At 59.6% G+C, this 19660-nt stretch carries 20 protein-coding genes; 12 read left to right on the plus strand and 8 right to left on the minus strand.

The window, feature by feature from the left end:
- Positions 1-35 precede the first annotated feature (35 nt).
- Entirely contained in the window at positions 36-542 is a 507-nt protein-coding gene (def, locus tag MLC59_RS05455; protein ID WP_248231896.1) for a peptide deformylase, read from the minus strand.
- 345 nt (positions 543-887) lie between these two features.
- Between def and MLC59_RS05460 the strand changes: the two genes are divergently transcribed.
- From MLC59_RS05460 to MLC59_RS05495, 8 genes are all read left to right on the plus strand, one after another.
- On the plus strand, positions 888-1904 hold the full coding sequence (locus tag MLC59_RS05460) for a LysM peptidoglycan-binding domain-containing protein (protein ID WP_248231716.1): 1017 nt from the start codon (positions 888-890) through the stop codon (positions 1902-1904).
- 81 nt (positions 1905-1985) lie between these two features.
- The gene (gene dprA / locus MLC59_RS05465) at positions 1986-3191 is read left to right on the plus strand and encodes a DNA-processing protein DprA (RefSeq protein WP_248231721.1); all 1206 of its coding nucleotides are present in this window, start codon (positions 1986-1988) and stop codon (positions 3189-3191) included.
- Positions 3192-3238: 47 nt separating this feature from the next.
- Positions 3239-3814, plus strand: a complete 576-nt coding sequence (gene tsaC, locus MLC59_RS05470; protein ID WP_248231723.1) for an L-threonylcarbamoyladenylate synthase type 1 TsaC — start codon at positions 3239-3241, stop codon at positions 3812-3814.
- Between the two features lie 8 nt (positions 3815-3822).
- Positions 3823-4755, plus strand: coding sequence for an oxygen-dependent coproporphyrinogen oxidase (hemF, locus tag MLC59_RS05475; protein ID WP_248231725.1), 933 nt, complete (start codon positions 3823-3825; stop codon positions 4753-4755).
- Positions 4748-5572 (plus strand): shikimate dehydrogenase, encoded by an 825-nt coding sequence (gene aroE / locus MLC59_RS05480; RefSeq protein WP_248231727.1) that lies wholly within the window; start codon positions 4748-4750, stop codon positions 5570-5572. Before hemF ends, aroE begins: the two co-directional genes overlap by 8 nt.
- A gap of 108 nt (positions 5573-5680) precedes the next feature.
- Complete coding sequence (locus tag MLC59_RS05485) at positions 5681-6454, plus strand: MotA/TolQ/ExbB proton channel family protein (RefSeq protein ID WP_248231728.1); 774 nt, start codon at positions 5681-5683, stop codon at positions 6452-6454.
- Between the two features lie 3 nt (positions 6455-6457).
- Positions 6458-7294: a flagellar motor protein MotB gene (locus MLC59_RS05490; protein WP_345799753.1), complete on the plus strand. Its 837-nt coding sequence runs from the start codon at positions 6458-6460 to the stop codon at positions 7292-7294.
- Between the two features lie 108 nt (positions 7295-7402).
- Positions 7403-7720, plus strand: coding sequence for a PA4642 family protein (locus MLC59_RS05495; protein WP_248231730.1), 318 nt, complete (start codon positions 7403-7405; stop codon positions 7718-7720).
- Between the two features lie 51 nt (positions 7721-7771).
- Here MLC59_RS05495 and MLC59_RS05500 read toward each other — a convergent pair whose 3' ends face one another.
- Positions 7772-8227, minus strand: a complete 456-nt coding sequence (locus MLC59_RS05500) for an Hsp20/alpha crystallin family protein (protein WP_248231731.1) — start codon at positions 8225-8227, stop codon at positions 7772-7774.
- A gap of 343 nt (positions 8228-8570) precedes the next feature.
- Positions 8571-9107, minus strand: coding sequence for a gamma carbonic anhydrase family protein (locus tag MLC59_RS05505; RefSeq protein WP_248231734.1), 537 nt, complete (start codon positions 9105-9107; stop codon positions 8571-8573).
- Positions 9108-9397: 290 nt separating this feature from the next.
- On the opposite strand from MLC59_RS05505, the gene prlC reads away from it, so the two are divergent.
- Together prlC and MLC59_RS05515 are read left to right on the plus strand one after the other, a co-directional pair.
- Positions 9398-11449 carry an oligopeptidase A gene (gene prlC, locus MLC59_RS05510; RefSeq protein WP_248231735.1) on the plus strand — a complete coding sequence of 684 codons (2052 nt, stop codon included), beginning with the start codon at positions 9398-9400 and terminating at the stop codon, positions 11447-11449.
- A gap of 11 nt (positions 11450-11460) precedes the next feature.
- On the plus strand, positions 11461-11715 hold the full coding sequence (locus MLC59_RS05515; RefSeq protein ID WP_248231737.1) for a YheV family putative zinc ribbon protein: 255 nt from the start codon (positions 11461-11463) through the stop codon (positions 11713-11715).
- 295 nt (positions 11716-12010) lie between these two features.
- Here MLC59_RS05515 and MLC59_RS05520 read toward each other — a convergent pair whose 3' ends face one another.
- From MLC59_RS05520 to MLC59_RS05540, 5 genes are all read right to left on the minus strand, one after another.
- A complete protein-coding gene (locus tag MLC59_RS05520; protein WP_248231738.1) occupies positions 12011-13342 on the minus strand; it encodes a Na+/H+ antiporter family protein in 1332 nt (443 codons plus the stop codon).
- A gap of 147 nt (positions 13343-13489) precedes the next feature.
- On the minus strand, positions 13490-13708 hold the full coding sequence (locus MLC59_RS05525) for a DUF1653 domain-containing protein (RefSeq protein ID WP_248231739.1): 219 nt from the start codon (positions 13706-13708) through the stop codon (positions 13490-13492).
- A gap of 10 nt (positions 13709-13718) precedes the next feature.
- Complete coding sequence (locus MLC59_RS05530; RefSeq protein ID WP_248231740.1) at positions 13719-14102, minus strand: DoxX family protein; 384 nt, start codon at positions 14100-14102, stop codon at positions 13719-13721.
- 218 nt (positions 14103-14320) lie between these two features.
- The gene (locus MLC59_RS05535) at positions 14321-14962 is read right to left on the minus strand and encodes a hypothetical protein (protein WP_248231741.1); all 642 of its coding nucleotides are present in this window, start codon (positions 14960-14962) and stop codon (positions 14321-14323) included.
- 105 nt (positions 14963-15067) lie between these two features.
- Positions 15068-16408: an MATE family efflux transporter gene (locus MLC59_RS05540; protein WP_248231742.1), complete on the minus strand. Its 1341-nt coding sequence runs from the start codon at positions 16406-16408 to the stop codon at positions 15068-15070.
- A gap of 322 nt (positions 16409-16730) precedes the next feature.
- Here MLC59_RS05540 and coxB point away from each other — a divergent pair, with 322 nt between their 5' ends.
- Both coxB and ctaD read left to right on the plus strand, forming a co-directional pair.
- Positions 16731-17870, plus strand: coding sequence for a cytochrome c oxidase subunit II (gene coxB, locus MLC59_RS05545; RefSeq protein ID WP_248231745.1), 1140 nt, complete (start codon positions 16731-16733; stop codon positions 17868-17870).
- A 92-nt stretch (positions 17871-17962) separates the two neighbouring features.
- Positions 17963-19549, plus strand: a complete 1587-nt coding sequence (gene ctaD, locus MLC59_RS05550) for a cytochrome c oxidase subunit I (protein ID WP_248231746.1) — start codon at positions 17963-17965, stop codon at positions 19547-19549.
- Positions 19550-19660 lie beyond the last annotated feature (111 nt).

A 19660-nucleotide genomic window follows, 5' to 3' on the forward strand; every position in this document is an offset into this window, starting at 1 on the left:
TTACACCCGGTTCTTCAGGCTCTGACCCGGTGTGGTCAGGCGCTTTTCTTGTGGAGCTTCTCCAGCTTCTTGCGAATCCGGTTGCGTTTGAGGGCGCTCAGGTAATCCACGAAAAGCTTGCCGTTGAGGTGGTCCATCTCGTGCTGGATGCAAACCGCCAACAGGCCGGTGGCTTCCAGCTCGTAGGGCTTGCCATCGTAATCCCGCGCCTTGATGCGAACATGCTCGATGCGCTCAACATCCTCATAGAAGCCGGGTACCGAGAGGCAGCCTTCCTGCATTGGCTGGTAGTCGCCGTCGAGCACTTCCACTTCCGGGTTGATAAATACCCGGGGCTCGCTCTTGTCCTCGGACAGGTCCATGACGATGATCTGCTCATGGACGTTGACCTGGGTGGCCGCCAGGCCGATACCCGGAGCGTCGTACATGGTTTCGAACATGTCGTCGATCAGCTTGCGGTGCCGGTCGGTGACTTCTTCCACCGGCTTGGCGATGGTCCGCAACCTGGGGTCCGGATATTCAAGAATGTTCAGAATCATAATTGCCCGTGCTTGCCTGAGTTGCCATGATCTCCGGGAGATCCCTGGCTGGTGTCACAAAATGCGATCGCGTACCGCGACTTTTGCTGTCTACTGGCTATCATAATCGGAGCGAAACCCCCGTGTTCAAGGGGCGCCAGCGTTTTATGGTGACTATTATCCCCCGAAGATCGATTGAATACAAACTGATCAGACGATAGCCAGAAACTACTACAAGAGAAGAATATAAGATCACAATTTCTTTACTTTCCTCTATATTAGAGGTGTCGGAGAGCCCCGCCGCTTTCCCGATGATCTCTCTGTAAGGGGGAGCACGCTTTCAAGGCACGCGCGATGAAGGATTCTACAATGAGGAAACTGCTGTACGCTCTGGCAGCCGTAATGCTGCTGTCCGCCTCCTGGGCACAGGCGCAGGGCCCGGAGTTCCGGTCTGATCACCCCGAGCGTTACACCGTCAAGCAGGGTGATACCTTATGGGATATCTCTTCCCGCTTCCTTAGCAACCCCTGGTATTGGCCGGAAATCTGGCACGTAAACCCGCAGGTCAATAACCCCCACCTGATCTACCCCGGGGATGAGCTGGCGCTGGTGTACATCGACGGCAAGCCACGTCTGACCAAGGCCAGCAACGGCGTGATAAAGCTGTCGCCGAAGGTGCGTTCCGAGCGGATCGACACCCCGATTCCTGCCATCCCGCTGGATGCTATTGAAAGCTTCCTGACCAAGACCCGCATCGTGTCGCAGGAGGAGCTGGAAAGCGCCCCCTATGTGCTGGAGGGGGAGGAGAGCCGCATTGTCACCGGCGCCGGTGACCGGGTATACGCCCGTGGCGAGGCTCCTGCCCGCAGTGTCGGGATCTTCCGCAAGAGTCGGGCCCACGTGGACCCGGACACCGGTGAATTTCTGGGGCTGGAAGCCCGCTCCATCGGTGATGGCAATGTTACCGACGAGCAAGGGGATATCCTCACCGTACAGCTGACCAAGACCCGCGAGGAGGTCCGCATCGAGGACCGCCTGCTGGCCCGGGAAGACCGTCGTATCAACACCAGCTTCACCCCCAGTGCACCGGACGGTGACGTTGAAGGCAAGATGATTGCCGTGGAGACCGGCGTAACACAGATTGGTCAGTACAATGTGGTGGTGCTGAACCGTGGCGCCCGTGATGGACTCAGGGTTGGCAACGTATTGGCTGTGCTCAAGGCTGGTAACCGGGCGAGGGACCCGGTCACTGACGAGATCGTACAGCTGCCGGACGAGCGTGCTGGCCTGCTGATGGTCTTCCAGACCTATGAAAAACTCAGCTATGGCCTGGTGCTGAAAGCCACCCGCTCCCTGTCCATCGGTGACAAGGTCACCAATCCCTGATACTGGCAGGCCCCGGCCTGATTTGATGACCGGGCTGCCAGGATGGCAGCCTCTGTTACTACACGGAGGTTCGCTGTGACGATGACAACGGCACCCGATACCAGGTTCCTTACCTCTTCTTCCGCTCCCTGGCTGTTACTGGCGATGCTGCCCCGCTTCAGTGGCAAACGCTGGCTGGCCGTCTGCGACTCGTTCTCCGACCCCCGGGAATTCCTTGAGGCCTCGACGGCCACCCAAAAGTCCTTTGGCGCCGGGCCCGAGGCCCGCGCCCTGATGGCGGCCTGGCAGCGGCAGGACCTGGCGTTTCAGCCGTTGGCTGAGGTAGCTCAGGCCTTCGATACCTGTCAGCACAAAGCCATTCAGTTGGTCGGCTGGGGCGAAGCGGAGTACCCCGAGCCCCTGCGCCACATCCCGGATGCCCCGGCGGTGCTCTATGTCCGTGGCCGGGCGGAACTGTTGTCGCGCCCACAACTGGCCATTGTCGGGTCTCGCAATGCTACCCGGGCCGGCCTCGACCGTGCCTGGCAATTTGCCGCGGCGCTGGCACGAAAGGGTTATGGCGTTACCAGCGGACTGGCACAGGGCGTTGATGGAGCCGCCCATGCCGGCGCACTCTCCGTGGGTGGCGACACCCTGGCCGTGGTGGGCACCGGGGTTGACGTCATCTATCCCCGGAGCCATGCAGAACTGACCCGCCAGATCGCTGAGCAGGGTGTACTGGTGTCAGAGTATCCGCCCGGAACGGGACCCAAGTCCGGTCACTTTCCCCGCCGCAACCGGATCATCAGCGGCCTGAGTCGCGGCATCCTGGTGGTGGAGGCCGGGCTCAGGTCCGGCTCGCTGATTACCGCCCGCCTGGCCCTGGAGCAGGGGCGGGAAGTCTTCGCTGTGCCCGGTTCCATTCATAACCCGCTGGCCCGGGGCTGCCATTCTCTGATCCGCCAGGGTGCCCGGTTGGTGGAGACGGTGGACGATATCGAGGAAGAACTCTCGGCCTGGTGGAACGAGCCCGTTAAACCACGGCCCCGCCCTGCCCGTAAACCAGCAGTGGCCCCGGATCTGTTTGCCGCTGAGCCTGCAACTGCCCCCATGCCGGAACACCTGGCAGAGCGGGAAATCGCGGTATTACAGGCTTTAGGGTATGATCCCCGCTCAACCGATCAACTTTGCACTGCCACGGGATTGCCTGCCGACCAGCTGATGCAGTCGCTGCTGTTGCTGGAGATGGAAGGGCTGGTGGAGTCGGCGCCCGGAGGCTACCTGCGGGTGTTGCAGACTCCGTCCTGATGGCTCCAGGCAAACCTGGTGGCAGTGGCTACCTTCAGCGGAGTGTCATGACTGCGACCATCAACCTTGCGACGGAATGGGGCCGCCAGCGGCTGGTCAGTACCGTCGATAACAATGGCGTCATTGCCTATCCCACCGAAGCCGTATGGGGCCTGGGCTGCAATCCCTGGAGCGAGTTTGCGGTTGATACCATACTGGCCCTGAAACAGCGGCCCATGCACAAGGGGCTGATCCTGGTAGCCGGTTCCGTGGAGCAGGTGCGCTTCCTGCTGGACCCGTTGCCTGAAGAGTTACGGCGAAGGGCCGAGCAGCACTGGCCTGGACCGGTGACCTGTGTGGTACCGGATGTGAAAGAACAGGTACCCCATTGGGTCCGTGGAGACCACGACTCGATTGCGGTGCGGGTCAGCGCACACCCCCTGGTACAACGGCTGTGCAACCTGGCAGGTATGCCGCTGGTGTCCACGTCCTGCAACCCTGCAGGCCGGGAACCGGCCCGTTCACCCTGGCAGGTCAGCCGTTATTTCCCGGCGGGCATTGACCTGATGGTGTCCGGCGCGTTGGGCGGCGCCCGCCAGCCCAGTACCATCATCGATATCACCACTGGCCAGACACTGCGATAGGAGGCCCGATGACCGACGCTGCGATGCCCGATACCAATGCCGTTCACCAATACCTGCTGGGACTCCAGGAGAGTATCTGCGAGCGGCTGGAAGCCCTCGATGGCAAGGCCCGTTTTGTCACCGACTCCTGGGACCGACCGGAAGGCGGTGGCGGTATCAGTCGCGTTATCACGGACGGTGACGTGTTTGAGAAAGGCGGCGTGAATTTCTCCCGGGTTATGGGTAACCAGATGCCGCCGTCCGCCACGGCCCACCGCCCCCACCTGGCGGGGGCACCCTGGCAGGCCATGGGCGTGTCCCTGGTGATGCATCCCCAGAACCCCTATGTACCCACGTCCCACGCCAACGTTCGTTTCTTCGTAGCGACACCCAAAGATGGCGAGCCGGTCTGGTGGTTCGGTGGTGGCTTTGACCTGACGCCCTATTACGGCTTCGAGGAAGACTGTATCCACTGGCATGAGACCGCCCGCAATGCCTGCCGGCCCTTTGGTGCCGATGTCTACAACCGGTACAAGCAGTGGTGCGACGAATACTTCTACCTGAAGCACCGGCAGGAGCCCCGGGGTATCGGTGGACTGTTCTTCGACGACCACAACACCGGCAACTTCGATGACGATTTCGGCCTGATGCAATCCGTCGGCTCCAGTTTCATCGCCGCCTACGAACCCATTGTCCAGCGGCGCAGGGATATCCCCTGGGGCGAACGGGAGCGGGAGTTCCAGCTTTACCGTCGGGGCCGGTATGTGGAGTTCAACCTGGTGTACGACCGTGGCACCCTGTTCGGGCTGCAGTCCGGTGGGCGCACGGAGTCCATCCTTATGTCCCTGCCGCCGCTGGTACGCTGGGACTATGACCGCCGCCCGGAACCGGGTACCGAGGAGGCTCGCCTGACCGAGCACTTCCTGACCGGGCGCAACTGGCTGGAGGAAGAAAATGAATGAACTCTACGCAGTGGTGGGCAACCCCATCAGCCACAGCAAATCCCCCAGGATTCACAGCCTGTTCGCCGCGCAGACCGGTGAACCGGTGGAGTACACGGCCATTCAGGCTCCCCTGGACGGGTTCGCGGAAACGGTGCGGGAGTTCTTCGCAAAGGGTGGCAAGGGCCTGAACGTTACGGTTCCTTTCAAAGAGCAGGCCTGGCAGCTGGCGGACCGGCGCAGTGAGCGCGCAGAGAAAGCTGGTGCCGCCAATACCCTTTACCAGGACAGTCAGGGCCGCCTGGTGGCGGATAACACGGATGGCGCCGGCCTGGTGACGGACCTGAAGGTAAACGCTGGTATCACGCTGGCCGGGCGCCGTGTGCTGGTGCTGGGGGCTGGCGGTGCTGTGCGGGGGGTGCTCGGGCCCCTGCTGGCTGAGCAGCCGGGTGAACTGGTCATAGCCAATCGCACAGTGGCCAAGGCCCAGGGGCTGGCGTCCCTGTTCCGCGACGAGGCAGGGCCCGCTGAGCTCAGGGCTTGCGGCTTCGGGGCGGTAAACGGTGCTTTCGATGTCATTATCAATGGCACCAGTGCCAGCCTTCAGGGCGATTTGCCACCGCTGCCAGCGACCGTGATCACACCGGCTACCGTGGTCTACGACATGATGTATGCTGCCGGCGACACACCGTTCAACGAATGGGCCCGGGCGCAGGGCGCCGGCAAGGTGCTGGACGGACTGGGTATGCTGGTGCAGCAGGCGGCTGAATCCTTTCGGATATGGCGGGGCGTAGAACCGCAAACCGTCCCTGTTATCGAGGAATTGCGTAACCACTGACAGACGGTTACGCACCGTTACCGTTTGCCTTTTGAGTGAGCGGCGCGGGGCGGAGAGCATGGACTATGTTGTGAACAGTTTCTGGCATCCGTCAATATAAGGCGCTACATGGATATCCTTACCCTGGTCGGTCTGGTGGCGGGCATTGCCATCGTCATCATTGCCATGCTGGCCAATGCTTCGATCCTGACCTTTTTGAACCTGCCCGGCATTGCTATCGTTCTGGGCGGAACCTTTGCAGTAACCCTGGTGCGCTTCCGGCTGTCTACGGTGACCGCTTCGGTAAGGCTGGCCATGCATACCGTATTTACGGACCGGCTTGACCGACCCAATGACCTGATCCGGGAAGTCGGCGAACTGGCCCGGGTCGTTCGCAAGGATGGCATTCTGGGCCTTGAAAGCCACGAAACGGAAAACCCGTTCCTGCAGAAAGCCATCAACCTGTGTGTGGACGGTCACCCGCCGGAAATGGTGGAAGAGACCCTGGCCCAGGACATCCAGCAGACGGGTGAGCGATACGAAGTGGCAGAGCGGGTGTTCCGGGGCATCGGCGATTCCGCTCCGGCCATTGGTATGCTGGGTACCCTGGTGGGGCTGGTGCAGATGCTGAATACCCTCGATGACCCCGCTTCCATCGGTCCTGCCATGGCCATTGCACTGTTGACCACACTTTACGGCGCCTTTATCGCACAGCTGATTGCGATCCCACTGGCGGACAAGCTTCAGTTGAAGGCAGAAGACGAGCGCCGCAACCAGCTGTTGATTGTGACCAGTATCCAGAACATCCTGCGGGGCCAGAATCCCCGGGTCATCACCGAGATTCTCTCGTCCTTCGTGCACCCCGGCCAGCAGCCTTCCACGCAAGAGAGTGAGGAGGCCTGACCGGTGGCGTTACGCCCTATAGCGCCTCGCTCCAAAAAGGCATCCGGCGGTGCACCTGCGTGGATGGTAACCTTTGCGGACCTGGCCACCCTGATGCTCACCTTCTTCATCCTGCTGTTGTCGTTCGCGGAGATGGATGCAGAGAAGTACCGGGCTATGGCGCAGTCCATGGCCGTGGCCTTTGGCACGGCTAACGTGGTGGCAGAAGATGTGGGTGGCTCGCCCCTGACCCTGATCGAGTCAGACACGGTCTCGCTGCCTGATCCGCCGGACAGTCCAAAAGAGGAGGCAGAATTCATCGATGATCGGGGTGCGTCGCCTGAGCTCACTACCATTCCGGATGGTATTGTCGAGCTGTCACAGCGATTGATCGGTGAGCTGGAGGCGGAGGTGGCCGATGAGTCACTCAGCATCAACTATGACCAGCAACAGGTGGTGATCCGCTTCTCCGAGCAGGCCACCTTCAATTCGGGGGAGGCTGAGATCAAAACCGGTATGCTGCCGATTATTGATCGTGTCGTGGAGGTGGTGTCCCAGTGCATGGGGGATGTTATCGTGGCCGGCTACACGGATGATGTACCCATTACCAGCAGCCGCTTTCGCTCGAACTGGGATCTCTCGGCTGCCCGCGCTGTCTCCGTAGTGCATGAGCTGGTGCTGAACCGCAAAATTCCCGCTGAGCGGGTGATTGCGGCAGGGCGGGCGGAAACCCAGCCACTGGTACCGAACAACTCTGCTGAGAACCGTGCCCTGAACCGTCGGGTGGAAATCTCCATTCGCGAGCCGGAGTGTGGCGATTCGGTACCCACCCGCGACCTGCCGGTGGAAATCCTGCCCTGATATTCCCGCCCGCTAGAACCTAAGACACAATTCGTCTAGGTAGACTCCGCATCCTGTCGTTATACTGTTTGGTCCTGATTTTTTACCACCCTTATAACGAGAGAGACCATGAGCGGACCGGAAAAGCCAAAGGTTATCGGAGAAGAATGGAGCGACGAGCGGGTAAAGAGCTTTCTGTTCCTGAGCCCTGTCGATGCCCGAATCAATCCCGATCACCATGTTCTGATCAAGGCGTATGAAGCCATGCGGGCCGAGGATTTCGAGCGCTTCCTGGGCTTTTTCGTGGCAGCGGGCAGGGATATCAATGCCCGGGATGAGCATGGTGAGACCATGTTGGACCACGTATCCCGCCACCGTCGGATGACGGCCTATGCAGAGGCATTGCGAAAGGCCGGTGCTAAAAAAGCGGCTGAGGTGGAAGCCTGAGCTTCCACCCTCGCCGCATCCCTGTAAGGCTCTGCAGAGCCTGGGCTGAGGTCAGTCGACGTCGACCTCAATGGCTTTCGGCTCTACCGGCTCGGCCTTGTTCAGCGTCAGTGACAGTATACCGTCCTTGAACTTTGCCTTGATGCTGTCGGCATCCACGTTGTCGGGCAGGGTAAAGCGGCGCATGAAGCTGCCGTAAACCCGCTCCACACGGTGGTGTTTGTCGTCACCGCTTTCGCTCTCCTGCTTGCGTTCGCCCTGGATGGTCAGCACACCCTCGTGGACGGTGACTTTCACATCTTCCTTGTTCATGCCAGGTAGCTCGGCATCAATCACGAAGGCCTCATTGGTTTCCTTGATATCCACGGCCGGTGCCCAGTCGTTGCGACGGAACAGGTCCTTGCCTTCCCGCTCGCCGTTGGTGGCGGGCAGGCCGAAGTAGCGGTTGTAGCGGTTGATCAGGTCTTCAAACTCACTGACCGGATTCCAGCGGGTAAGATTGCTCATAATGAAACTCCTCCTTTGAACCTGAATACGGTTTATCTATTCAGCTTCATTCGCGGAACAGCTCCATCACGGTGGCGCCAGCCGGATGGTTATCCGTGAACTTCTGCTGGGATTGAATCTAGGTGCGGATTGGGGATTTTCAAGCGGTGTTCTGGTTGTTTTTTGATCTGGATCAGGTTGGGGTTGGTAGCCTGCGAGTTTGGGGTGGCATGGGTCCCGAAGAGGCCATCCGGAACGAAAAACTCCGTTTTCCTGACTGTTCCGGATGGCCTCTTCGGGACCCATAGCCGTTGAACATCAGTGATAACGCCTGTGGTCGCTACTCGATGTTAAGGATTATTTTTCACTGCTCCGCCAGGTAGTCGTCCTTCAGCTTCACGTAATTGGCAGCCGTGTACTTGAAGAAGGTTTTTTCCTTGTCGGTCAGTGCCCGGGCCTTTTTGCAGGGGGAGCCGACATACAGGTGACCGGATTCCAGGGTCTTGCCGGGCGGGACGAGGCAGCCGGCGGCGATGATAACGTCGTCTTCCACCACCGCGCCGTCCATGATGATGGCACCCATCCCCACGAGCACACGACTGCCGATGGTCGCGCCGTGGATCAGCGCCTTGTGGCCAACGGTGACGTCGTCACCCAGTGTGGTGGGCCAGCCGCCGGGGTTGTAATCGGAGGCGTGGGTGATGTGGATGACGGTACCGTCCTGAATGCTGCAGCGGTCACCGATGCGGATCCGGTGCATGTCGCCGCGTACCACGGTCATGGGCCAGACGGAGCAGTCGTCACCCATTTCCACGTCGCCGATGACGGCTGCGGACTCATCCACCCATGCCCGGGCACCGAATTTTGGGGTGTAACCCTTGTGAGAACGTATGTTCGCCATTACATACACCTATTAGCCAGAAGGTTTGTCGGGGATTATCTTCACAGATAAACCTGACAATATCACGGGTGCCGGTATCGCAAGCTTAGCTCTGGCGGTATCAGAAATGCCGGAAGGACAGGTATGGGGGAGTATTTTCGCAGCAGCGACAGGATGTCGCGGAGCAAGGTCGGTCCAGGGATGGACCGTGAATTGCGGCGAAGAAAATACTCCCCCATACCTGGCCCGCCCCCGAATTTACAGGCTACCTGAACGTCAATGTCCAAATTCGTCAGCAAAGAAGAGGCCACATGAACAATCCACTGCTCACCGAAGAACTGCTCCCCAGCTTCGACCACATCCGCGTCGAACACATGGAGCCCGCGATTGACCAGATCCTCAGCGACAACCGCGTCCAGATCCAGGACCTGGCCGGCCAGGACGATCCTACCTGGGATACCCTGGTACAGCCCATGCAGTCCCTGGATGACCGGCTCAATAATGCCTGGTCGGTGATCTCCCACCTCAACGGCGTGATGAACAACGAGGAGCTCCGCGCGGTCCACAAGCGGTGCCTCGAAAAGCTCACGGAGTACGGCACTGAGGTCAGTCAGAACGAGCAGCTGTGCGCAGCGTTCAAGAAAGTCGCCGACCGGCCAGACTTCAAGGATCTCAGTGAAGCCCAGCAGAAGATGGTGAACAACACCCTGCGGGACTTCCACCTGGGTGGTGTTGACCTGCCGGAGGACAAAAAGAAAACCTTTGCCAACCTGTCCCGGGAACTGGCCGACCTGTCCAGCCGTTTCAGTGATAACGTACTGGACGCCACCCAGAACTGGTTCAAACACATCACCGATGAGAAGGAGCTGTCCGGCGTTCCCGAATCGGCCCTTGATGGCGCCCGTCAGGCCGCAAAGCAGAAAGACCTGGACGGTTTCGTGATTACCCTGGATTTCCCCAGCTTCTTCCCGGTGATGACTTATTGCGACAACCGGGAATTACGCCGGGAAGTCTACGAAGCCTTTGTTACCCGGGCGTCGGATATGGGGCCGGATGCCGGCAAGTGGGATAACACTCCGATCATGGCGGAGATCCTCAAGCGCCGTCATGCCCAGTCGAAACTGCTGGGCTTCAACAACTACGCAGAACGCTCCCTGGCCACCAAGATGGCGTCCAGCGTGGATGAGGTGCTGGAGTTCCTGCACCAACTGGCCGCGAAGTCCAAGCCGGTGGCTGAAAAGGAAGTCGCAGAACTCAAGGCCTTCGCAAAAGATGAGTATGGCGTTGAGGATCTGCAAGCCTGGGATATCGGCTATTACAGCGAGAAGCTGCGTCAGAAGCGTTACGACATTTCCCCGGAAACCCTGCGTCCCTGGTTCCCGGCCGAGCGGGTGATTTCCGGCATGTTCCAGGTCACGGAGAAGCTGTTCGGTGTCCAGATCGAGCAGCAGCCGCAGGTGGAAACCTGGCACAAGGACGCCACCGCCTACCGCATCTCCCGTAATGGTGAAGCCATTGCGTGGTTCTACCTGGACCCCTACGCCCGTCAGGGCAAGCGTGGTGGCGCCTGGATGGCCGACTGCCGGGTAAGGTGGGAAAACCAGCGTGGCCAGCTGCAGCTGCCGGTGGCCTTCCTCACCTGCAACTTCACCCCGCCGGTGGAAGGCAAGCCGTCCCTGCTGACCCATGATGAGGTCACTACCCTGTTCCACGAGTTCGGCCATGGCCTGCACCACATGCTCACCCAGGTGGATGTGGCGGATGTCTCCGGTATCAATGGCGTCGCCTGGGACGCGGTGGAGTTGCCCAGCCAGTTCCTGGAAAACTGGTGCTGGAACCCGGAATCCCTGGAGCTGATTGCCGCCCATCACGAGACTGGCGAGCCCTTGCCCCAGGATCTGCTAGACAAGATGCTGGCCGCGAAGAATTTCCAGGCCGGCATGCAGATGGTGCGGCAGCTGGAGTTCTCCCTGTTCGACTTCCGTCTGCACGCGGAATTCACGGAGGAGGCACCCACCAATCCGCTGGAGATGCACCGGGAAGTTCGCAAGGAAATCGCGGTGGTGGAGTCACCGGCGTTCAACCGGTTCCCGAATGCGTTTTCCCATATCTTCGCGGGGGGTTATGCGGCCGGTTACTACAGCTACAAGTGGGCGGAAGTGCTGGCAGCGGATGCGTTCTCACTGTTTGAGGAGAACGGTATCTTCGATCCGGAAACCGGCCATTCCTTCCGGGAGAATATCCTGGAGATGGGTGGTTCCCGGGAGCCGGCAGAGTTGTTCAAGGCCTTCCGTGGGCGTGATCCGGATGTGGACGCCCTGCTCCGCCAGTCCGGCATCACCGACCACGATCACGCAGCCTGAGGAGTCAGACTATGGCCCGTACACCGAAACGTTTTATTGCCGGGGCCGTGTGCCCCCGGTGCGCGGCCATGGACCGGCTGACCATGTTTACCGATGACGACGGGGTGCAGCACAGGGAGTGTGTGTCCTGCGGGTTTTCCGACAGTCAGGGGGGGGACGGTCCTTCTGGTAATCCTGAACTGGAGACGCGGGTGAACAAGCGGACCAATGAGGAGGACCATACGGTCAAGCAGGTGGTTTTCTTCAAGGCCCGCTCTGACGAGTGACTGTTGCTTGGTCGTTTGGTTGTAGCCTGCTGATTCTGGGGGCTTCAAGGGTCCGTGTGGGCGGTTCCGAAACGAAAACCCTGTTTTCTGACTGTTTCGGAACCGCCCACACGGACCCTTTCGTTTTCGCTTTTTGAATATCGCCCGGGGTAGTTCTTTTCGCTTGCGGCCAGCCTGGGGTTTATCGTGAGGGTTTGGTGGGGTGATTTCAAAACAGTCAGAAAACAGGGTTTTCGTTTTGAAACCACCCCACCAAACCCTCACCTCCCCCAAAACAACAGGCCAATAAAACAGGTCAGAGCACCATAGCCGCCAACCACCCAAACACCAGCAAGGGCAGGTTATAGTGCAGGAACGTGGGCACCACCGTATCCCAGATGTGGTTGTGCTGTCCGTCGACGTTCAGGCCGGCGGTTGGACCGAGGGTTGAGTCGGACGCCGGTGAACCCGCATCACCGAGTGCACCAGCAGTACCCACCAGGGCAACGATGGCGAGCGGGCTGAAACCCAGCTCCAGGGCCAGCGGTACATAGAGAGCGGCGATAATGGGAATGGTCGAGAACGACGACCCGATACCCATGGTGATCAGCAGACCTACCACCAGCATCAGGAAAGCGGCCAGCGCCTTGTTATCGCCAATGGCTTCCACCGAGCCCTGGACCAGGGTGGCGATCTGGCCGGTTTCACGCATTACTTCGGCAAAACCGTTGGCGGCGATCATGATGAAACCGATCATGGCCAGCATTTTCATGCCTTCGGTAAACAGGTCGTCCGACTCCTTCCAGCGCACCACGCCTGACAGGTTGAACAGCACGAAGCCGGTCAGGGCACCGAGGATCATCGAACCCAGCCACAGTTGCACCACGAAGGCTGCGGCAATGGCGACCAGGGCCATGAACAGGGTCCAGCTGTTGTAGTGGGTGTCGACACGCTCAGTCCGTTGAATCTTTGACAGGTCATACGTCCGATCGCCCCGGTAGCTGAAAAATACCGCAACCAACAGGCCCACGAGCATACCCAGGGCGGGCAGTGCCATGGCGGACATGACGTGCAAGTCCTCGGTGACGATTCCGTTGTCACTGACATTGGCCAGCAGGATCTCGTTCAGGTAGATGCCGCCGAAGCCCACCGGCAGGAACATGTAGGGCGTAATCAGGCCGAAGGTCAGTACACAGGCCACCAGGCGCCGGTCCAGGTTGAGCTTGGCCATCACGTACAACAGCGGCGGTACGATCAATGGAACGAACGCGATGTGAATCGGCAGGATGTTCTGGGATGACATGGCTACCGCAAGCAGCAGGCCAATGATCAGGAAGCGGACGCCCTTGCCGGCGGCTCCGGCAGCATCGCTATCCTGGCGGCCGACCATTGCCAGCGCCCGGTCGGCCAGGGCGTGGGCCAGGCCGGATTTGCCGATGGCAACGGCGAAAGCACCCAGGGTGGCGTAGGACAGGGCGACGGTGGCGCCTCCGCCAAGACCGCTATTAAAGGCCTCGATGGTGGCTTCCAGTGACATGCCGCCAACCAGGCCCCCGGTCAGGGCACCAAGGATCAGGGCAACAACAACGTGGATGCGTAGCAGGCTCAGTACGAGCATGACGACGACCGCAGCGACAACGGCGTTCATGGTAAGACTCCGTGACAGGCGAAAGCCCTTATGGGGCTGTATGCGCGTTTGATGAAAAATCGGACAGGTTCGGAAGGGGCGCTAATTTGCAGGAAACTGATGGCAGAGTCAAAAATGCCCGACCTCCTGGTGGCCGGGCACGAAGGATCAGTCACTTATACGGGTAAACCGGGGCACCTGCTCACCAGCGACCTCCACGGATTCCCGGAACATGTCCAGTGGTCGCACCCAAAGGCTTTGGTCTCCGTACAGGGTGTGGTAGACCACCAGCCACTCTTCGGTTTCACTGTGGCGAGCGGTGCCGATCACCTGGTAGTCCTTGCCCTTGTAGTGGCGATAGCGCCCGGGTTCAACAGTTCGGCTCATAATGGGTACCTCAGTTCTTGAGCTTGTAGCGGCCCGGTCCAAGGAAGATCAGCGCCAGTGCGGTAAACAGGAAGAAGCCCTGCAGCTCCAGGGCCCAGCCGCCGTTGCCGCCAAGTTTCAGCAACTCCTGGGTGTGCACCAGGGCAATGGCTACCAGCATGTTGAATGCGATCAGCAGGGCGCCGATGCGGGTGTGATAGCCCAGGATCACCATCAGCGGAGCCAGCAGTTCACCGATAAATACACCATAGGCGAAGAACGCGGGAATGCCATGGCTCGCCAGCAGTCCCTCGATAAAGCCGGTGCCGTTGAGCAGCTTGCTGATACCGTGAAACAGCAGCAGTCCCCCCAGGGTCAGGCGAAGGATCAGCTTTCCGAGATCGGCATTATCCATGGTGATGGTACTCCGTTGACGTTGTGTGTAAGCCCGGCGGCAGCGGGACGTTGGGGTTCCCGGTGCGTGCGGAATGCCCGCAAGCTTACCGTCGACCGGGACGGGCGCCAAGGTCGGCAGGTGGGCAGGGGCAAAGATTACATGGTGGGAGCTGGGGGCATGGGCTGGAGTGATCCCGGGTCTTCGGGTTGTAAGCAGGAATCAGCGTTGCCGGGTATTCAGGGTATAAGGGTAAAGCGGATGTGATTGCGGGTCAGCAGGTTTTCCCAGTATTCCTGCATCCAGTCATGGGCGGCCTTGCGCAGCTCCGTCACAAAGGGATCCAGGTTCAGTTCGTAGTAGTCCGGCGAACCCGCCAGGTTGAGTACAGTGAGGGTAATGGACTCATCGAGCTCGTTGGCAAAGGGCTCACCGATCAGTTGGTGGGCGAGCAGGTTGGCCTGGGTGGCTTGCAGGTCCACCAGCTTGCTGCGACGGGTCGACAGGTTGTTTTCGTACATCTCCTCCATCAGGCGGTGACACAGGTAAGCCTTGACCAGCAAGCCGTCCAGGCCATCGTAGCGGGTCAGTATCAGCGAGGGTTGTGTGAAGTAGCGGATCGCGGTCTGGATAAACGGATCAAACAGCCGGCGCCGGCCTGACTTACAGGCGCAATCGTCAATACAGTCGATCAGGCGGGGAGCCATTTCGATGTACTCGATGGCGAACTGGAACAGGCACGTAGCGGGCTGGTAGCCTTCAACGATCACGCTGCCGGGCAAATGGGCTGCCTTCTCGCGCATCTGGCGGAGAAACTCACCGGAACGGGCTTCCTGCCGACGGGCCTGATCAATGATGTTCAATACTGCCTCTGGAGTCATGTCAGACAATGCCGGGTTTGCTGGGTATCGCAGGGTGTCCGGCGCTGGACGCCCCTTGATTTGCAGTGTAGTTGAGATTTGTGGGTGTGCTGTCGGGATTAATAATCACTCATGTCGGAACCATGACCGGTTCCTTGTTCGCACCATGAAGACAGTGGCCATACTGGTGGCCCTGGCCAACATCAGCGTGATCAGGGCAAACCATAGCCCGTGATTACCCCAGCCTGTGGTCAGCCACCACGCGGGTAGGAACACCGCGATTGCGGAAAACAGCATGGTGTTTTGCATGTCCCGGGTCCGGGTGGCGCCGATGAAAATGCCATCGAACAGGTAACCCCAGACGGCCGTGAACGGCAGCAGCCATAGCCAGGGCAGGAACTGGCGGGCGGTGGCGCGGACTTCCTCGATGCTGGTCAGCAGTCCGATAAGCCAGTGTCCCCCGGCAACGAACAGGACAGTGAGTATCAGCGAGCCGATCAGTGACCAGCGTGCAGCGGTGCGGCAGGCGACCAGGAAACGCCGGTGGGAACCCCCGCCCACGGCCTGGCCGACCATGGCCTCTGCCGCATTGGCAAACCCGTCCAGGCCGTTGGAAATGACCAGCAGGAAGGTCAGCAGCACCGCGTTGGCGGCAAGCACTACCTCCCCCTGGCGGGCCCCCTGGGCGGTGAAAAAGGCCAGTACCAGCAACAGGGCGATGGTACGAACCATCAGGAAGCGATTAACGCGAATCAGGGCCAGGTAATCGGCCATATGACCAAGCAGTGTGCGCAACGACGCCCGGTGGTCCGGCAGTCGTTGCCAGACCAGCCACAGCCCGATACCAGCGGCGGAATACTCGGCCATGACCGTCGCCAGGGCGACGCCCTGGCTGTTCCAGCCAAGCAGGGTGACGAACGCCACGTCCAGCATGATGTTCATGCCGTTGGCGGCAATCAGCATGATCATTGGCCCCCGGGGCAGCTGACAGCCGATGAGCCAGCCCACCAGGGTGTACTGGGCGAGGACTGCCGGCGCACTCCAGATGCGAATGGCAGCGTACTCCGCTGCCAGTTCGGCTACTTCAGGGCCGGGGTTCATCAGGTGTAGGCCGGTGCTGATCAATGGCGACTGCAAGGCAATCAGGATCAGGGCGATGCCAAGGGCCAGCAGTAGCGAGCGCAGCAACAGCGCTGTCTGGGCGGTAGCGTCCCGGCGTCCGTAGGCCTGGGCGGCCAGGCCGGTGGTGCCCATACGCATGAAGCCGAAGGTCCAGTAAAGAATGCTGAACAGGTTGGCGCCAACGGCCACGGCCCCAAGGTAAACCGGGCTTTCCAGGTGACCCAGCACGGCGGTATCGACCAGCCCCAGCAGTGGAACGGTCAGGTTGGTGAGCATCAATGGCCAGGCCAGGCGCCAGAGATGACGATCCGAGCGGGTAAGCTGGTACCGGATGAATTTCGTCATACTGGCTCCATAGCCTGTCTGCAATGATGTATGTCAAAATAGACTAAGCTTATAACTATAAATTTTCTCAAAATGTGCCCAAGTTTTTGAGTGTCTGCTAACTCTCTGTCTATACTGGGATCTGGTTATCCGTGAACAGACTTCCCGGCATCACCGGTTGCGTGTGCGAGCGTAACTGGATTTTCTGACGCCCGGGGGGCGTACTTCCATGTAGTCTGGAAGTGTCACGCAGATCCGCCAGACATGGCAGGTAGCAGTCGCAGGAGAGACGGCTCTTAGTGTGTCTGTCATGAACAAGAACAACATTCTGTGGAGACGCGGTATGCACGTGCACGTTAAACGGGCAGGTGCCCTTATTGCGGGAACATTATTGTCTGCGCCGGCGTTGGCCGACTGGACAATGAATATGTCCCCGGGGGCTACTGAATCGAGTAACCAGGTCTTTGACCTTCACATGACCATCCTGTGGATCTGTGTCGCCATCGGCATTGTGGTTTTCGGGATCATGTTCTGGTCGATCTTTGCTCACCGTAAGTCCAAGGGGCATGAACCGGCCCATTTCCACGAGAACACGGTCGTGGAAATCCTCTGGACGATTATACCCTTTGCCATCCTGGTCATCATGGCCATTCCCGCAACTGCCACCCTGGTCGATATGTATGACACCTCAGAAGCCGAGGTGGACATCAAGGTTACCGGTTACCAGTGGCGCTGGCGCTATGAGTATCTCGAGAATCCGGGTACTGAGGGCGACCCCGAGTTTGGTTTCTTCTCGAATATGGCCACCTCCAGGGATGAGATCTACAACCGCATGGACAAGAACGAGAACTACCTGCTGGATGTGGACAACCCCATGGTTGTGCCCGTCGGCAAGCGGGTCCGGTTGCTGTTAACCGCCAATGACGTTATTCACTCCTGGTGGGTGCCCGAATTTGCCATCAAGAAAGACGCCATCCCGGGCTTTATCAACGAAGTCTGGTTCAAGGTTGACGAGCCTGGCACCTACCGGGGGCAGTGTACCGAGCTGTGTGGCAAGGATCACGGCTTCATGCCGGTAGTGGTTGAGGCTGTGCCGGAGGAAGAATACACCCAGTGGGCGGCGAATCTCCGTGAAGCGGCAGAAAAGGAGCGCCAGCTGACGGAGAAGGAATGGACGCTGGAAGAGCTGGTTGAGCGTGGCGAAGGTGTCTATGCCACCGCATGCGCGAGCTGTCACGGTGATGACGGTTCCGGTGGCGGGCCGTTCCCGTCCCTGAGGGGCACGCCAGTGGTTACTGAAGACGTCGATGCGCATATGGATATCGTGGTCAACGGGGTCAGCGGAACGGCCATGCAGGCCTTCGGCAGTCAGCTCAGTGAGGCCGATCTCGCGGCGGTCATTACCTATGAGCGTAATGCCTGGGGTAATAACACCGGCGAGATGGTGACACCCAAGGAAGTCTTCGACTACAAGAATCAGTAAGAGACAGCCGGATGGCGGGCTATCCCGCCATCAGGTTCGCCAGATAACAAAACACGCCAGCTATAAGAAACAGGCGGCAACGGGGGTTTCAAATGAGTGCGGTCGCAGATACCCACGCCCAGGACCACCACCATGGTCCCGCCAAGGGCATTACCCGGTGGCTGTTAACCACCAACCATAAAGACATCGGGTCCATGTACCTGATGTTCAGTTTCGCCATGTTCCTGCTTGGGGGCAGCATGGCGATGGTGATCCGGGCGGAGCTTTTCCAGCCGGGGCTCCAAATCGTGGAGCCGGAATTCTTCAACCAGATGACCACCATGCACGGCCTTATCATGGTGTTTGGTGCGGTTATGCCAGCGTTTGTGGGGTTGGCAAACTGGATGCTTCCCCTGATGGTGGGGGCGCCGGACATGGCCCTGCCACGGATGAATAACTGGAGCTTCTGGCTGCTGCCGGCAGCGTTCCTGATGCTGGTGTCCACCCTGTTCATGCAGGGCGGTGCCCCCAACTTCGGCTGGACCTTCTACGCCCCCCTGTCGACGACCTACGGGCCGCCGAGCACCACCTTCTTCATTTTTGCCATCCATATCATGGGTGTATCGTCCATCATGGGTGCCATCAATGTGATAGCCACCATTCTGAACATGCGCGCACCGGGCATGACCCTGATGAAAATGCCCATGTTTGTCTGGACCTGGCTGATTACCGCCTTCCTGCTGATCGCTGTTATGCCGGTGCTGGCCGGCGTGGTCACCATGATGCTGATGGACATCAATTTCGGCACATCGTTCTTTGACGCTGCCGGTGGCGGTGATCCGGTACTGTTCCAGCACGTGTTCTGGTTCTTCGGGCATCCAGAGGTGTACATCATGATCCTGCCGGCGTTTGGTGTTGTCTCTCACATCATTCCGGCGTTTGCCCGCAAGAAGCTGTTTGGCTATGCCTCCATGGTCTATGCGGTGGGTGCCATTGCCCTGCTGTCGTTCCTGGTGTGGGCGCACCACATGTTCACTGTGGGCATTCCCATCTTCGGGCAGCTGTTCTTCATGTACGCCACCATGCTGATCGCGGTGCCTACCGGGGTTAAGGTGTTCAACTGGGTGGCTACCATGTTCCGCGGGTCCATGACCTTCGAGGCGCCCATGCTGTTCTCGGTGGCCTTCGTCATCCTGTTCACCATCGGTGGCTTTTCCGGCCTGATGCTGGCCATCGCGCCGGCGGACTTCCAGTACCACGATACCTACTTCGTCGTGGCTCACTTCCACTACGTACTGGTACCGGGCGCTATCTTCGGTATCTTTGCCGCCGCCTACTACTGGTTGCCCAAGTGGACCGGGACCATGTACGACGAAACCCTGGCCAAGACCCATTTCTGGCTCTCGTTCGTGGGTATGAACCTGGCGTTCTTCCCCATGCACTTCCTGGGCCTGGCCGGCATGCCCCGTCGTATTCCGGATTACGCCCTGCAGTTCGCGGACTTCAACATGGTCTCCAGTGTCGGAGCCTTTATGTTCGGCGCTACGCAGCTTCTGTTCCTGTTTATCGTGGTGAAATGCGCCAGGGGTAATGGCGAGAAGGCAGCCGCCAAGCCCTGGGACGGTGCAGAGGGTCTGGAGTGGACCGTGCCTTCACCCGCTCCTTACCACACCTTTGCGACGCCGCCAGAAGTGAAGTGAGCGTCTGCTGCCAGTGCCGGAGATGTTATGCCGGCACTGGCGCAGCAAAGCGAGTGACACGAAAACAATAAACGAGAATGGACAGGCCAGCGGAGCAGGCCTCTGGAGAAA

This window comes from Marinobacter bryozoorum, assembly GCF_023156245.1.
Taxonomy (GTDB): Bacteria; Pseudomonadota; Gammaproteobacteria; order Pseudomonadales; family Oleiphilaceae; genus Marinobacter; species Marinobacter bryozoorum.